Source organism: Dickeya undicola (genome assembly GCF_000784735.1).
Lineage (GTDB): Bacteria > Pseudomonadota > Gammaproteobacteria > Enterobacterales > Enterobacteriaceae > Dickeya > Dickeya undicola.
On the sequence record NZ_JSYG01000008.1, the window covers coordinates 212,812 to 227,891 of the forward strand.

Consider the following 15,080-nt stretch of genomic DNA (forward strand, 5'->3'; position numbering starts at 1 on the left):
GTCTTGCGATTCCGCCAGCCCGCCAATGTTCAGGCTGATGTTCTCAGTCGCTGGCGTATTAACCATTCACCGCCCATCAACACCCCCATCAGCAGGTAGCTGAACATGCCATTCCATGCAGTCCACCAGACCATGTTTCCCGACAGGCAAGTCAGTAATGCTATCGTGCCATTGAAAACAAAAAACAGGCTCCAGACTTGCGTAACACGTCGCGTGTAAGCAATGGCTTTGGCAGGCAAATCCGGTTCCCGTAAGCGAGCAATACGCTCAATGAACGGCATTCGGCTGAACAGAGAACCGAAGAATAACGTCAGCATGACGACGTTTACCGCCACCGGATACCACATCAGCCACTGCCGATCCCGCAGCCACAGACTGGCAACACACAGCGCCGCGCCAACCGCCGCCAGTAATAACCCAGTTTCCCTGAATAACCCGCGGTCACCTCGGAGCATCAGCATTCGTGCCAGAAACACCAGCGCTAGCAGCGGCAATAACCAACGATGTTCAGGATGCGTAATACTGAACCACACCAAAAAAGGCCAGCTCAGCGTCATCACGCCCACCAACACGCCGGTTATGCGATACAGGCGTCGCCCAGCCTCATTTGCCTTCATGGCCCATCAGTTGTTCGATAGCGTTCACAACATCCTGCACAGTACGCACAGATTTGAAGGTTTCCGGTGAAATCTTACGGCCAATGCGTTTTTGCAAATGCACCACCATGTCAACCGCGTCGATGCTATCCAGCTCCAGATCTTCATACAAACGCGATTCCAGCGTGATATCGTCTTCGTCGAGCTCAAACAGCTTTACCAGCAGCGTTTTGATTTCGTTATAAATTTCATTTTTATCCATGATAAACCCATCATCTTTTCAATCAGGCGCTGGCCTGACGCTGAGACATAATGAATGACGCCAGCGTCGCGACGGAAAAGAAATGCTGCCGCATTTCCTCGCTTTCAGCGGAAAGCACCACACCATAACGGTTTTTCACCGCCAAACCGAGCTCAAGCGCATCGATCGAATCCAGCCCCAGACCTTCACCAAACAAAGGCGCTTCAGTCTCGATTTCATCGACGCTAACCTCCTCAAGGTTCAAGGCATCGATAATCATCTGTTTGATTTCAAGGAAAAGATCTTCCATAACTCATACCTGTTTTCTGATTTATTATGCTTATTAAAGCGTGAGAGACTGCTGCAAAAAACGATTCAGACGGCGTGCCGCCAGCGGCAGTTCGTCTTCCCCGGTTATAAATGCCTGACTACTGATACGTTCGCGAACCCGGATGGTAAAACAGGGTTTTTCAGGCGGAATCTGATACCAGCGGCTCTGTTTTCCCAGAGTTTGCTGGCTACAGTGAATATGTACGATGCGTAAATCACAGCCGCAACGTACAGCGATATTGGCGGCACCACGTTGTAGCGTCACCGGTTGCTGATAACGAGTGCGAGTACCCTCGGGGAAAATCATGATGACATCCCCACGATTAAGCCGCTGATGACAGTCAGGCAATAACGTATCGGACTGACTGTTGACCAGATAATCCGCCGCCCGAATGACACCACGAAAAAAAATGTTCTGACGTAGTTCCGACTTCACTAAACAGTCGACATCCGGCATCACAGAGGCCAGCAAAACGTAGTCAATCAATGTGGGATGGTTGGCTACTACCAAACAACCGCGATCGCCGTGCAGTGTTTCGACACCATCAATCTGATAATCCAGTACCCCTACAGCACGGGCGCTGCGCAGGAAAACACGGAAACTGAAGGCAATGCTGCGACGCGCCCATGCCCGACGCCGGGTTTCATCACGTTGCACCAGCAACAGCAGATTGAACCAGACCGTGGATAACAGCAGACCGCCCAGGCTAAACAACCCGAAGCAGCATCCGGTCATCACTAATCGCCAGCACCAGTTCAGGCGCGACGAGCGATTCAGAGGCAACGATGACTCAGACATGGTGCACCTTCGTCCATTGCCAGCACTGCCGCTCGCCATCAACCGCAAATGCAGGGTTGCCCGATAACCAACCGTGCAGAAATTGCAGACTCTGTGGCAATGCAGGCTCCGTAGCGCCGTCAATCATTGTCTGAGTTTCGCAGGTCAACGTAGTGCCAGGTGCCAGCAACAATGCGACCGCGTAGGGATAACACGGCATCTGCCCTGCAACCTGAGAGTGATAAAACGCTGGAATAGTGCCGTCGAAATCCACCAACAGCACATGGGAATACCCTGCCGACTGCAAGGCTGCGACTTCCACCAGCCCTTGCTGGAAGGAGTCCATTCCGGCGGAAATAGAGGTTGATACCAGCGGTGCCTGGGCTGCAATGGTCAGGCTACCTACCGCCGAATTATGAACCGACATGGCGAAATCCGTGGGAGACAGGCTTTCCTGCTTTGATAATGCCAGCAAAATACGCAGGTTACGCTCCAACTCGCCGTGGCGGCTGGTAAAGACAATCGCCTCGATTTCCGGCTGACGCCGTAGCAATGCCAGGCCATTGTTGACCGCCATCCGGCTACCGCTGTTAAGCCGACGCGCCGTCATCATCGGCAATTGATCGCATTTAGTAAGCAACCCAGCCGCATCAACCATCGCGGGCTGTGCCGCCCATTGTTGCCATGCCGACAGTTCGCCTAACCCTGGTGCGCTGGCCTGCCAGTCAAGGAGTGTAAAAGCCAATCTCATACCCGTGTATTCCGAATCATTGCGTTAAAACACGCGGATTATTCCTTGCGAATTACCACATAACGCCTCATTTTTTCTTACAAACCAGCAAGGTATGGCCGACTCCCAACCCATCAACCTGCTGTTCGATATAAAGTCCCGCTTCCTGCAATAACGGCAAAAAACGGCTCGCCGCATAAAAACGGCTGTAACCATTGGCCAGACAGGTAAAATACAACGACGCCATATTCAGACTAAAAGCACCCGCTTCCCAGGGCTGGCGATCCCAAAATATTTCCAGAATACACACCCGTGCATCCGCTTTCATGGATTGAGCAATCCGTGTCAAAATCCGGACGATCTGTTCTTCACTAAAACAATCCAGAAACTGACTCATCCACCAGATATCTGCATCTGCAGGCAGTGGACCATCGGAAAGCATATCGACGGCAACGCCAGAAATTCGGTCCGCTTTTCCTGCCAGTTCTACAGCCTTTGTCGACAAGGCGATCTGTTCTGGTAAGTCAAGGATGGTAATTCGCACATCCTGATTGTAATCGTGACAACACATCGCCCATTTACCCGTATTTCCACCGACATCATAAAGCTGTACAGGTTTATGTTGGAATACGTAGGGTAATACTGCAGTAAATGCGGCATCAGAATAAAAATGGTCGAAAGCAAACCAGCTTTCTTTCACTTTCTGGGGTAATTGGCTAAGTGCCGGATAAATCGTCGACCAGTGACCAAAAACCTGTAAACCAACCGGCTTTTTCTGTTTCAACGATTCATCGAGATGAAACATGGCCTGATAGCAGACGTCTTGCGTAAAATCCATGTTGATACGGGTCATTCTGTCATGAATAAGGTAATGCCCCGTTCTAGCAATAAAGTAACGAGCATCTTTCTTGATCAGTATCCGCCCGCTTAGACCAGCATCCAGTAAAATCTCTACCGCATAACGATCCAAATCCGTCACGGCAACAATATCATCAAGCTCAGCGCCCTTACTGCCACACTCATCCAGAAAACCCAGAATACCGTGATTCCGAAGATTAACCGCCGCCTGAAACAAAATGGGAGCAAACGCGATTCGTTGCGCTTCTGTTATAGCATCCAGTGCGCTGAGATTATCCTGATCATATCCGTGAAGCACAATTAATTCCCTGAAAAAAAAGAAATTTAAATTTATATAAAAATCAGAGCCGAATAATAAAAACTATTCGGCTCATATTGTTATTTGATTTGCTGGGAAGCCAGTTTCAATTGAATTTCACGGTCCAGATTATTTACCCAACGGTTATAGGTTTTATGAATCTTACCGTCATCAGCTTTCAGATTATAACTGTTAACATAATTGATCGTATAGTTGCTCGGCGTGTAATTAATTCGAATATCTGCAGAATGACCGCGATCATCAATACGACCATTAATTACGCCAGGAGACACCGGAGTCATCACCCATTTGCGCTGCAAACCCGCCTGCAAAATGGCAACTTTAACTTGATCAGCGGTGTAATTTCCGGCAATCGGCGTCGTGGTATTCATTACCGGTGCAGTACGTGCACAACCCGCCAATGCAAAAACACAAACCATACTTGCTAAAAAATGCTGCTTTTTCATAGAGTCCCTGTCAATAAAATCAACTATTGAGCTGCCTGAAAAATCACTATACAGCTCCAGATACGACGAGCATAAGGTGCGCATCATTGAAGCTATTTTACATAAAACAGGCATAAATTGACAAAATTTATCAGAAAACTAACTGATTAATGTCTCAAAAATCGGCTCTCGTAGGAGCGAAAAAGGTGGGCTGCAACAGCCCACCTTTAGCAGATCCCGCTCCGATTGCATCATAGCGTCAGGTGCGGAAGAAAGGTCAACAATGAAGGAAACCCCCTTCTTACTCCACCGTCACCGACTTCGCCAGGTTACGCGGCTGGTCCACGTCGGTGCCTTTGATCAGCGCCACATGGTAAGACAGCAGCTGCAACGGCACGGTGTAGAAGATGGGAGCAATCACCTCTTCCACGTGCGGTAACTGAATGATCTTCATCATGTCGCTATCGGAAGTGAAACCAGCCTGTTCGTCGGCAAACACGTAGAGTTCACCACCACGAGCACGGACTTCTTCAATGTTGGATTTCAGTTTTTCCAGCAGGTCGTTGTTGGGTGCGACCACCACCACCGGCATATCCGCGTCGATCAGCGCCAGCGGGCCATGTTTCAGTTCACCCGCTGCATAGGCTTCCGCATGGATATAGGAGATCTCCTTGAGTTTGAGCGCCCCTTCCATCGCAATCGGGTACTGGTCACCGCGGCCGAGGAACAAGGCGTGGTGCTTGTCGGAGAAACCTTCTGCCAGCGATTCGATCAGCTTGTCCTGCGACAACATCTGCTCGATACGGGCTGGCAACGCCTGCAAAGCGTGCACGATGTCGTGCTCGATACGGGCATCCATACCGCGCAGACGGCCGATGCGCGCCACCAGCATCAGCAATACCGTCAACTGCGTGGTAAACGCCTTGGTGGACGCCACACCGATTTCAGTACCAGCACGGGTCATCAACGCCAGATCCGACTCGCGCACCAGCGATGAACCTGCCACGTTGCAAATCGCCAGCGAGCCCAGATATCCCAGCTCTTTCGACAAACGCAATGCCGCCAGCGTGTCGGCAGTTTCGCCGGACTGGGACAGGGTAATCATCAGGCTGTTGGCGCGCACCGCCGGTTTGCGGTAACGGAATTCAGACGCGATTTCCACGTCACACGGAATCCCCGCCAGCGACTCGAACCAGTAGCGTGACACCATGCCGGAGTTGTAAGACGTGCCGCAGGCAATAATCTGGATATGCTGAACTTTTGCCAGCAACGCATCGGCTTGCGGACCAAGCTCGGACAGATTGATCTCGCCATGACTAAAACGCCCTTCCAGGGTGTTTTTGATCGCCATCGGCTGTTCATAGATCTCTTTCTGCATGTAGTGACGGTACGCGCCTTTGTCACCAGCGTCGTACTGTACTTTCGATTCAATCTCTTCGCGGTTAACGTCCTGCCCCTGACGGTTGACGATACGCACCGTACGACGAGTGACCTCCGCGATATCCCCCTCTTCCAGAAAGATGAAGCGGCGGGTTACCGGCAGCAATGCCAGTTGGTCGGAGGCAATGAAGTTTTCACCCACGCCACGACCAATCACCAGCGGGCTACCAGAGCGCGCGGCAACCAGCACGTTGGGGTCACGGCTATCCATCAACACCATGCCATACGCACCACGCAGTTGCGGGATAACGCGCTGCACAACGTCCAGCAGCGAACCGCCGTTCTGCTGCTGTTCCCAATGCACCAGATGCGCGACCACTTCGGTATCGGTTTCGGAGACAAAATGATAACCACGGGACACCAGCAGCTCGCGCAGCGGCTCATGGTTCTCAATGATGCCGTTGTGCACCACGATAATGTGCCCTGACACATGCGGGTGAGCATTCTGTTCGGACGGTTCGCCGTGAGTCGCCCAGCGGGTGTGAGCAATACCGGTTCCGCCAACCAGCGGGTGTTCTTCCGCCGCCTGCGCCAGTACTTGCACCTTGCCCAGACGGCGCAGGCGGGACACCTGTCCTTCACCATTTACCACCGCCAGACCGGCAGAGTCATAACCACGGTACTCGAGGCGGCGTAGCCCCTCCAGCAGGATCTCAGCAATATCTCGTTGCGCAACAGCGCCTACAATTCCACACATCGGTTGTATTCCTGTAAACGTGACATATTGTGTCACCACGATGTCTTTAGACCTGATTGTTCCGGTTTATTCCGGGTTCCCCGAGCCTTGTAGAGAATGGGGAATTATTATGTTTTGGCCTGTACTCGCGAGTGAACACAGGCCAAAACCGTCTTATATCAAGACGCATTCTGCCCTCGAATCCTGTTTCTTCCACGCGTCAGAGGGAATTGCAGCATCCGAGGGGGGTAAGACTATTTTTTCTTCACCGGGCGTTTCCAGCCGCTGATATGGGTTTGCTTAACACGGCTAATGACCAGCTCATTTTCCCCCACCTCACGGGTGACGGTAGTACCAGCCCCAATAGTCGCACCGTTAGCCACCTTGACCGGCGCGATCAACTGGCTATCCGAGCCGACAAACACATCATCGCCAATCACCGTCTGGTGCTTGTTAGCGCCATCGTAGTTACAGGTAATCACACCCGCACCAATATTCACGCCAGAGCCAATTTCTGCATCGCCGAGATACGTCAGATGACCGGCTTTCGACCCTTTGCCAAGACGCGCTTTTTTCAATTCGACGAAATTGCCGACATGCGCTTCTTCTTCCAGCACCGCACCGGGGCGCAGGCGGGCGAACGGACCGATAGTACAGCGCGCTTCCAGCACCGCGTTTTCCACCACGGTGTAAGGACTGAGTTCGCAATCGTCACCGATCACACTATTTTTGATCACGCAGCCCGCGCCGATTTTTACCCGGCTCCCCAATGTCACCCGGCCTTCCAGAATGACATTGGTGTCAATCGTCACATCACGCCCGTGCTCCAGTTCACCACGCAGATCAAAACGAGCCGGATCCAGCAGCATGACGCCCGCCAGCAACAACTGCTCGGCTTGCTCACGCTGGTAAGTGCGCTCCAGCGTCGCCAGTTGCAGGCGGTTATTGATACCTTCTACTTCACTCAGCCGCGACGGCTGCACCGCTACCACGCGCTGACCTTCCTGCGCGGCCATGGCGATGATATCGGTAAGATAATATTCGCCCTGCACATTGTGATTATTGAGCTGGCTTAACCAACGCTTCAAATCACGGCCACCCGCCACCAAAATACCGGTGTTGATTTCATTGATCGCACGCTGCTGCTCGGTGGCGTCTTTGTGCTCAACGATGCCCACCACGTCGCCGTTGTCCCGCACAATACGGCCGTAACCACTAGGGTCGGCCAAATTGACGGTCAGCAGGCCAATCCCGCCTTGTGGCTTGGCCGCTACCAGGTGTTGCAACGTTTTAGGGGAGATGAGCGGCACGTCGCCGTACAGAATCAGGATGTCTTCGTTATCGTCAAAACCGTCGGCTGCCTGCTGCACCGCATGACCGGTTCCCAACTGCTCGGCCTGCAATACCCAGTTCAGCGACGTTTCCGTCAGCGTTTCCCGGATGAGATCCGCACCATGCCCGTAAACCAGGTGAATGCGCTGAGCACCAACCTCCATTGCAGCATCAATGACATGCTGAACAATGGGTTTACCGGCCAGAGGGTGAAGGACTTTGGGAAGATCGGAATACATGCGAGTTCCCTTGCCTGCGGCGAGGATAACCACACTCATTGCACTGTTTGACATAGGCATCCTGACTAAAAACTGAATGGTGTCCCACTGAAGGCGGACGAACGAAAGTAAACCTGTTATCGCGCCGGATTACTACATATTTTTCAGCGAAAAATACGTCTCAGAGCCAATTCGGGCGGAAAAAAAAACCGTCATCAAAGTTTACCCAACCCAACAGGATTTGGGTAATCCCAAACGCGCTCACGGCCGTTTTTCCCCAGCTGCGTTCAAAAACAGAACAAAAGAGGAACACAAACCGTCGTTTCATAAAATCGAGATGGGGATAACAAAACAAAACTAATTGTTTCATCAGGTGAATTCTGCCTTTCAGTTTGTGAAACAGACAAAAGAAACAGCGTTTCATTTTTTGACATAATGCGCCGATCAATAACAAATAATGATGGGGAAAACATGAAATATGCTACTTCGGGGCTTCTCTCTGTCGCCCTAAATTCTCTTTTGCTTCTGGGTTCCAATACTGCCTTTGCCGCCACTCAGGATACCGCACCAGTCTGGCATAGCATCGCGTTCGGCCAGTCAACGGATGTGAATTTCGCGACCAACGTCCTGCCAGGCAAAGTCGGCGTCAACGACGTCACTATCAACGGCAAAAAGCTGACAGTAAATGACAAGGCCGACCTCTCCACACCTGTCACCATCGAAAGCCGGGGAGGAAAGATAGCCAACACGCATGACGGTTTGACTTTCTTTTACACCCAGTTGCCCGCCAACGTGAATTTCACGCTGCAATCCGATGTAACGGTCGATCAGTTCGGTCCGGAAAGCGACGCCAAACCTAACGCTCAGGAAGGTGCTGGCCTGCTGGTGCGCGATATTCTCGGTGTACCGCGTCAGGAGCCGTTGAAAGAAGGGTACGAAGAGTTTCCGGCGGCATCGAACATGGTGATGAATGCCATCATGACGCAGGATAAAAAATCGAAAACCGAAGTGAAGATGCAGCTCATCAATCGTGATGGCGTTACGCAACCCTGGGGTAATACCAACGCACAAATCACCCGCACCAGCTATCAGGAAAAAATCAATCTGGAACAAACGCCAACGTTCCGCCTGAAACTGGAACGCACGGATGACGGCTTCATCACCTCTTATGCGCCCAAGGGTAGCGACCAGTGGGTCAGCAAAACGGTAAAAGGCGCGGATGTCGTCACTCATCAGGATAAAAATCACTACTATGTGGGGTTCTTCGCCTCCCGTAATGCTAAGATCACCATCAGCAATGCCAGTCTGACCACTAGCCCGGCCAGCACTCAACCTTCCGCCCCCTTCAAAGCCGAAGTCAATGCGCCATTGTTGCAGGTCGCTTCTTCTACGCTCTCCGCCAGCGACACCTACCCGGTGCAAGCACGAGTCAATTACAACGGCACTCTTGAAGTATTCCAGAACGGTAAATCACTCGGCAAACCGCAAAAAATTCGCGCTGGCGATTATTTTTCCCTTACGGCGAAGCTGACGCAGCCTAAATTGGATTTCAAACTGGTTTACGTACCGGGAGAAGGCGAAGACAAAACAGCAAAAGAAACCGCGTTTAGCGTGGAAAAAATCAACCTGGCCGATGCCAAAAATCTGTATGTCTCGCCAGAAGGTAAAGCCGACAACAACGGCAGCAAGAACGCGCCGCTGGATATCAAAACGGCTATCAACGCCTTACAAGCTGGCGGCACGCTATGGCTGATGGACGGCGATTACAGTGCTACCGTAATTCCGGTCAGTGCCAGTGGCAGCGCCAACGGCATGAAAACGCTGATGCCAGTCAGCCAAAAAGCGGTATTCCACGGACTACAGCTCAACGCCAGCTACTGGAAAGTAAAAGGCGTTGAAATCACGGAAAAAAGCTTCCGGATTGAAGGCAGCTACAACCAGATTGAACGCGTACTGGCACATCACTGCGACAACACCGGTATTCAGGTTTCCTCCAACGACAGCGTGGGCCGTCCGCTGTGGGCCAGCCATAACCTGATTCTGAATTCGGAATCGCACAGCAACCAAGACCCCAGCAAAAAAGATGCGGACGGCTTCGCCGTGAAAATGCGCGTCGGCGAGGGTAACGTCATTCGCGGCGCGTTCTCCCACGACAATGTTGATGACGGCTTCGACCTGTTTAACAAAATTGAAGACGGCCCGAACGGCGCGGTATTGATCGAGAACTCCGTCTCGCTCAACAATACCAGTAACGGCTTTAAGCTGGGGGGTGAAGGCCAGCCAGTGACTCATCAGGTGAAGAATAGCATCGCTATCGGTAACCATATGGACGGGTTCAGCGACAACTTCAACCCAGGCGCGCTGCAAGTCACCAATAACATCGCGCTGGATAACGTTCGCTTTAACTTTATCTTCCGTCCAAGCCCTTACTATGGCCCGGAGAAACAAGGGATTTTCAAAAACAACGTTTCGCTGCGTACGCAACCCGGTAAGTATGACGATGCCGTGGTGGGCCGAGTGGATGCCAGCAACTACTTCATCAAAAATAACCGTACAGTTAACAGCCAGGGTAAACAAATCACGACTGCTAACTACAAATCCGTTACGGTGCCAGCGGTCTTCAGCCGCGATGAAAAAGGCAACCTGCAACTGGGTGATTTTCTGAAGAAGAAATAACCGACATGAGCAAGAGGGCGTCGAAACTGACGCCCATTAATATCAGCCCGATGGAATATCAGGCATAAAAAAAGCCAGCTGAATCAGCTGGCTTTTTTACATCTGCATGATGGTTACATCCGCATCTGTTACATCGCTTTTTTGGTCAGCTCAATGACGCGCAGCTTGGCAATGGCTTTTGCCAGATCGGCAGAAGCCTGAGCGTAATCCACATCACCGTGTGAATTGCGGATATGCTCTTCCGCTTTGCGCTTCGCTTCCAGCGCACGCGCTTCATCAAGGTCCTGCCCACGAATGGCGGTATCGGACAGCACAGTCACCATGTTCGGTTGTACCTCAAGGATACCGCCGGACAGATAGATATACTCTTCTTCGCCGTGCTGTTTAACAATGCGCACCATACCAGGCTTAATGGCCGTGAGCAGGGGGGCGTGGCCAGGATAGATTCCCAGTTCGCCTTCGCTACCGGTCACCTGGATCTTCTGCACCAGACCGGAAAACATTGCCTGTTCCGCACTAACGACATCCAGATGGTAAGTCATAGCAGCCATATCACCCTCCTATCAAGGCGTTACAGTTTCTTGGCTTTTTCCACTACTTCGTCAATGGAACCAACCATGTAGAACGCCTGTTCCGGCAGGTGGTCGTATTCGCCTTCCATGATGCCTTTGAAACCACGGATGGTGTCTTTCAGCGTCACATATTTACCCGGAGAACCGGTGAAGACTTCAGCTACGAAGAACGGCTGAGACAGGAAGCGCTGGATCTTACGCGCACGAGATACGACCAGCTTGTCTTCTTCAGACAGCTCATCCATACCCAGAATCGCGATGATGTCCTTCAATTCCTGATAACGCTGCAGAATAGACTGCACGCCACGCGCTACATCATAGTGTTCCTGACCCACAACCAGCGGATCCAACTGACGGCTGGTAGAATCCAGCGGGTCAACAGCCGGGTAGATACCCAGAGACGCAATCTGACGGCTCAGCGTTACCGTTGAGTCCAGGTGCGCAAACGTGGTCGCCGGAGACGGGTCAGTCAAGTCATCCGCAGGCACGTAAACGGCCTGAATAGAGGTGATTGAACCAGTCTTGGTGGAGGTAATACGCTCCTGCAGCACACCCATTTCTTCCGCCAGCGTCGGCTGGTAGCCTACTGCGGACGGCATACGACCCAGCAGTGCGGATACTTCGGTCCCCGCCAGGGTGTAACGGTAGATGTTGTCGACGAACAGCAGAACGTCGCGACCTTCGTCACGGAATTTCTCTGCCATGGTCAGACCGGTCAGCGCCACGCGCAGACGGCTTCCAGGCGGCTCGTTCATCTGGCCATACACCAACGATACTTTGTCGATAACGTTAGAGTCGGTCATTTCGTGGTAGAAGTCGTTACCTTCACGGGTACGTTCGCCCACGCCTGCAAACACGGAGTAACCGGAGTGCTCGATCGCGATGTTACGGATCAGCTCCATCATGTTTACGGTTTTACCTACACCCGCACCACCGAACAGACCGACTTTACCGCCCTTCGCAAACGGACAGATCAAGTCGATAACCTTGATGCCGGTTTCCAGCAGTTCCTGGGAGTTTGACAGCTCTTCATACGTCGGCGCAGAGCGGTGAATCGCCCAACGCTCTTCTTCGCCAATCGGCCCTTTCATGTCGACCGGTTCACCCAGTACGTTCATGATACGACCCAGCGTAGCCTTACCAACCGGTACTTCGATCGGATGTGCCAGGTTGGCGACTTTCAGACCACGACGCAGACCGTCGGAAGAACCCATCGCAATACAACGAACCAAGCCGCCGCCCAGCTGCTGCTGTACTTCCAGCACCAGCTTCTCAGCTTCTTTCTCTACCTCAAGGGCATCGTACACATTTGGTACGGCATCCTGAGGGAACTCGACGTCCACCACGGCGCCGATTACCTGGATAATCTTTCCAGTAGCCATCTTGAATCCTCTACGTAATTCGACAATACGTAATTCGTAAAACCTGATTTAAACCGCGGAGGCTCCCGATACGATCTCGGTGAGTTCCTGAGTGATGCTTGCCTGACGAGCCTTGTTGTAAACCAACTGCAGCTCTTTAATCAGGTTGCCGCCGTTATCCGTTGCGGCCTTCATCGCTACCATTCGCGCGGCCTGTTCACTGGCCAGGTTTTCTACGACGCCCTGATAAACCTGAGACTCCACATAGCGGCGCAACAGGGTATCCAGTAGCGACTTAGGATCGGGTTCATACAGGTAATCCCAGGATTTTTTCGTCAGCTCGCCTTCTTCCGCCGCAGGCAAGGGCAGCAGCTGAACAACTTGTGGAACCTGGGACATGGTATTGATGAACTTGTTGCTCACCACATACAGTTTGTCCAGACGACCTTCGTCGTAGGCCTGCAGCATGACTTTCACCGGACCGATCAACTCGGACAGCGAAGGGTGATCCCCCATGCCGGTAACCTGAGCAACAATGTTTGCGCCTACTGAACCGAAGAAAGAAACGCCTTTGGAACCAATCATCGCCAAATCAATCTCGGCGCCTTTTTCATTCCAGGCTTTCATGTCACCCAGCAGCTTCTTGAACAGGTTAATGTTCAAGCCACCACACAGGCCACGGTCGGTAGACACCACCAGATACCCGACACGCTTAACTTCGCGCTCTTCCAGGTACGGGTGTTTATATTCCAGATTCCCTAACGCAAGGTGACCAATCACTTTGCGTATGGTTTCCGCATAAGGACGGCTGGCCGCCATACGATCCTGCGATTTACGCATTTTGGAAGCGGCGACCATTTCCATCGCTTTGGTGATCTTCTGCGTGTTCTGGACGCTTCCGATCTTACTACGTATCTCTTTTGCGCCGGCCATCTTAGCTTCTCCTCAATGCCTAGCGGCCTGCCGTTAAGGCAGGCCACGGGGCGTTACCAGGACTGGGTTGCCTTAAAGGTATCGAGGATGCTTTTGAATTTACCCTCGATCTCATCGTTATAAGCGCCAGTCTGGTCGATCTGCTGCAGAAGCTCGCCGTGCTCACGGCTGGCATAGGCCAGCAGCGCGGCTTCGAAACTGCCGACTTTCGCCAGTTCAACGTCTTCCAGATAACCACGTTCAGCGGCAAACAGCACCAGAGACTGCTGCGCAACGGACATCGGCGCATACTGTTTCTGTTTCAGCAACTCGGTCACTTTCTGACCGTGGCTCAGCTGTTTACGGGTCGCGTCGTCCAGATCAGAAGCAAACTGGGAGAAAGCCGCCAGTTCACGGTACTGCGCCAGCGCGGTACGGATACCACCGGACAGTTTTTTCATGATCTTGGTCTGTGCGGCACCGCCCACACGGGATACGGAGATCCCTGGGTTAACCGCCGGACGGATACCGGAGTTGAACAGGTTAGATTCCAGGAAGATCTGACCGTCGGTGATCGAGATAACGTTGGTCGGAACGAACGCGGAAACGTCGCCAGCCTGCGTTTCAATGATCGGCAAAGCAGTCAGAGAACCGGTTTGTCCTTTCACTTCCCCTTTGGTAAAGGCTTCCACGTACTCGGCGTTAACACGCGCAGCACGCTCCAGCAAACGGGAGTGCAGGTAGAACACGTCACCAGGATAAGCTTCACGACCTGGCGGACGACGCAGCAGCAGGGAAATCTGACGATAAGCGACAGCCTGCTTGGACAGATCATCATAAATGATCAGTGCGTCTTCACCGCGATCGCGGAAGTATTCGCCCATGGCGCAACCGGCATACGGTGCCAGGTATTGCAGCGCAGCAGACTCAGAAGCCGTTGCCACCACCACGATGGTGTTGGACAGCGCACCGTGTTCTTCCAGTTTGCGCACCACGTTGGAAATCGTGGAGGCTTTCTGGCCGATAGCGACATAAATACATTTAATACCGGAATCGCGCTGGTTGATGATGGCATCAATTGCCAGTGCGGTTTTACCGGTCTGACGGTCGCCGATGACCAGTTCACGCTGACCACGGCCGATCGGAATCATGGCGTCAACGGACTTGTAACCGGTTTGAACCGGCTGATCAACGGACTGACGGTCGATAACGCCCGGCGCGATGGTTTCTACCGGAGAAAATCCGTCATGTTCCAGCGGACCTTTACCGTCGATAGGCGCACCCAGCGTGTTCACTACACGACCCAGCAGGCCACGGCCAACCGGCACTTCCAGAATACGGCCGGTGCATTTGACTTTCATGCCTTCGGCCAGGTCCGCATACGGACCCATCACTACCGCACCAACGGAGTCGCGCTCCAGGTTCAGTGCAATCGCGTAACGGTTGCCCGGCAGGGAAATCATTTCGCCCTGCATAACATCGGCCAGGCCGTGTACGCGGATGATCCCGTCACTGACGGAAACAATCGTACCTTCGTTGTGAGCTTCGCTCACGACGTTGAACTGAGCAATCCGCTGCTTGATCAGTTCACTGATTTCGGTGGAATTCAGTTGCAT

At 52.5% G+C, this 15,080-nt stretch carries 14 protein-coding genes; 1 reads left to right on the top strand and 13 read right to left on the bottom strand.

All coding sequences use genetic code 11. From position 1 onward, the window contains the following. Positions 1–29: 29 nt before the first annotated feature. From OB87_RS04295 to glmU, 9 genes are all read right to left on the bottom strand, one after another. A complete protein-coding gene (locus OB87_RS04295) occupies positions 30–617 on the bottom strand; it encodes a COG4648 family protein (protein ID WP_033568197.1) in 588 nt (195 codons plus the stop codon). After that, positions 604–858, bottom strand: coding sequence for an acyl carrier protein (locus OB87_RS04300; RefSeq protein ID WP_080762556.1), 255 nt, complete (start codon positions 856–858; stop codon positions 604–606). The genes OB87_RS04295 and OB87_RS04300 overlap by 14 nt, the downstream gene beginning before the upstream one ends. A gap of 22 nt (positions 859–880) precedes the next feature. After that, positions 881–1,147 (bottom strand): phosphopantetheine-binding protein, encoded by a 267-nt coding sequence (locus OB87_RS04305; protein WP_022635485.1) that lies wholly within the window; start codon positions 1,145–1,147, stop codon positions 881–883. Between the two features lie 33 nt (positions 1,148–1,180). Beyond that, on the bottom strand, positions 1,181–1,966 hold the full coding sequence (locus OB87_RS04310; protein WP_033568199.1) for a lysophospholipid acyltransferase family protein: 786 nt from the start codon (positions 1,964–1,966) through the stop codon (positions 1,181–1,183). Then, a complete protein-coding gene (locus OB87_RS04315; protein WP_033568200.1) occupies positions 1,959–2,696 on the bottom strand; it encodes a beta-ketoacyl synthase chain length factor in 738 nt (245 codons plus the stop codon). The genes OB87_RS04310 and OB87_RS04315 overlap by 8 nt, the downstream gene beginning before the upstream one ends. A gap of 67 nt (positions 2,697–2,763) precedes the next feature. Then, on the bottom strand, positions 2,764–3,831 hold the full coding sequence (locus OB87_RS04320) for a methyltransferase (RefSeq protein WP_033568201.1): 1,068 nt from the start codon (positions 3,829–3,831) through the stop codon (positions 2,764–2,766). Positions 3,832–3,911: 80 nt separating this feature from the next. Then, complete coding sequence (locus OB87_RS04325) at positions 3,912–4,298, bottom strand: hypothetical protein (RefSeq protein WP_033568202.1); 387 nt, start codon at positions 4,296–4,298, stop codon at positions 3,912–3,914. A gap of 280 nt (positions 4,299–4,578) precedes the next feature. Then, positions 4,579–6,414 (bottom strand): glutamine--fructose-6-phosphate transaminase (isomerizing), encoded by a 1,836-nt coding sequence (glmS, locus tag OB87_RS04330; RefSeq protein ID WP_033568203.1) that lies wholly within the window; start codon positions 6,412–6,414, stop codon positions 4,579–4,581. A 233-nt stretch (positions 6,415–6,647) separates the two neighbouring features. Next, complete coding sequence (glmU, locus tag OB87_RS04335) at positions 6,648–8,018, bottom strand: bifunctional UDP-N-acetylglucosamine diphosphorylase/glucosamine-1-phosphate N-acetyltransferase GlmU (protein WP_033568204.1); 1,371 nt, start codon at positions 8,016–8,018, stop codon at positions 6,648–6,650. Between the two features lie 396 nt (positions 8,019–8,414). Between glmU and pelX the strand changes: the two genes are divergently transcribed. Next, entirely contained in the window at positions 8,415–10,619 is a 2,205-nt protein-coding gene (pelX, locus tag OB87_RS04340) for a pectate disaccharide-lyase PelX (protein WP_081977347.1), read from the top strand. Between the two features lie 128 nt (positions 10,620–10,747). On the opposite strand, the gene OB87_RS04345 is transcribed toward pelX, so the two are convergent. The 4 genes from OB87_RS04345 to atpA are packed head-to-tail and all read right to left on the bottom strand — an operon-like array spanning position 10,748 to position 15,080. Further along, positions 10,748–11,161 carry a F0F1 ATP synthase subunit epsilon gene (locus OB87_RS04345; protein WP_161451031.1) on the bottom strand — a complete coding sequence of 138 codons (414 nt, stop codon included), beginning with the start codon at positions 11,159–11,161 and terminating at the stop codon, positions 10,748–10,750. A gap of 29 nt (positions 11,162–11,190) precedes the next feature. Further along, entirely contained in the window at positions 11,191–12,573 is a 1,383-nt protein-coding gene (gene atpD, locus OB87_RS04350; RefSeq protein ID WP_033568206.1) for a F0F1 ATP synthase subunit beta, read from the bottom strand. Positions 12,574–12,621: 48 nt separating this feature from the next. Continuing rightward, the gene (gene atpG / locus OB87_RS04355) at positions 12,622–13,485 is read right to left on the bottom strand and encodes a F0F1 ATP synthase subunit gamma (RefSeq protein ID WP_033568207.1); all 864 of its coding nucleotides are present in this window, start codon (positions 13,483–13,485) and stop codon (positions 12,622–12,624) included. 53 nt (positions 13,486–13,538) lie between these two features. After that, positions 13,539–15,080: a F0F1 ATP synthase subunit alpha gene (gene atpA / locus OB87_RS04360; protein WP_033568208.1), complete on the bottom strand. Its 1,542-nt coding sequence runs from the start codon at positions 15,078–15,080 to the stop codon at positions 13,539–13,541.

Coding starts and splice junctions, on each gene's coding strand:
- OB87_RS04315 (WP_033568200.1), bottom strand. CDS start 2,696: ATGAGATTGGCTTTTACACTCCTTGACTGGCAGGCCAGCGCACCAGGG.
- OB87_RS04305 (WP_022635485.1), bottom strand. CDS start 1,147: ATGGAAGATCTTTTCCTTGAAATCAAACAGATGATTATCGATGCCTTG.
- glmS (WP_033568203.1), bottom strand. CDS start 6,414: ATGTGTGGAATTGTAGGCGCTGTTGCGCAACGAGATATTGCTGAGATC.
- glmU (WP_033568204.1), bottom strand. CDS start 8,018: ATGTCAAACAGTGCAATGAGTGTGGTTATCCTCGCCGCAGGCAAGGGA.
- OB87_RS04345 (WP_161451031.1), bottom strand. CDS start 11,161: ATGACTTACCATCTGGATGTCGTTAGTGCGGAACAGGCAATGTTTTCC.
- atpG (WP_033568207.1), bottom strand. CDS start 13,485: ATGGCCGGCGCAAAAGAGATACGTAGTAAGATCGGAAGCGTCCAGAAC.
- atpD (WP_033568206.1), bottom strand. CDS start 12,573: ATGGCTACTGGAAAGATTATCCAGGTAATCGGCGCCGTGGTGGACGTC.
- atpA (WP_033568208.1), bottom strand. CDS start 15,080: ATGCAACTGAATTCCACCGAAATCAGTGAACTGATCAAGCAGCGGATT.
- OB87_RS04300 (WP_080762556.1), bottom strand. CDS start 858: ATGGATAAAAATGAAATTTATAACGAAATCAAAACGCTGCTGGTAAAG.
- OB87_RS04325 (WP_033568202.1), bottom strand. CDS start 4,298: ATGAAAAAGCAGCATTTTTTAGCAAGTATGGTTTGTGTTTTTGCATTG.
- pelX (WP_081977347.1), top strand. CDS start 8,415: ATGAAATATGCTACTTCGGGGCTTCTCTCTGTCGCCCTAAATTCTCTT.
- OB87_RS04310 (WP_033568199.1), bottom strand. CDS start 1,966: ATGTCTGAGTCATCGTTGCCTCTGAATCGCTCGTCGCGCCTGAACTGG.
- OB87_RS04295 (WP_033568197.1), bottom strand. CDS start 617: ATGAAGGCAAATGAGGCTGGGCGACGCCTGTATCGCATAACCGGCGTG.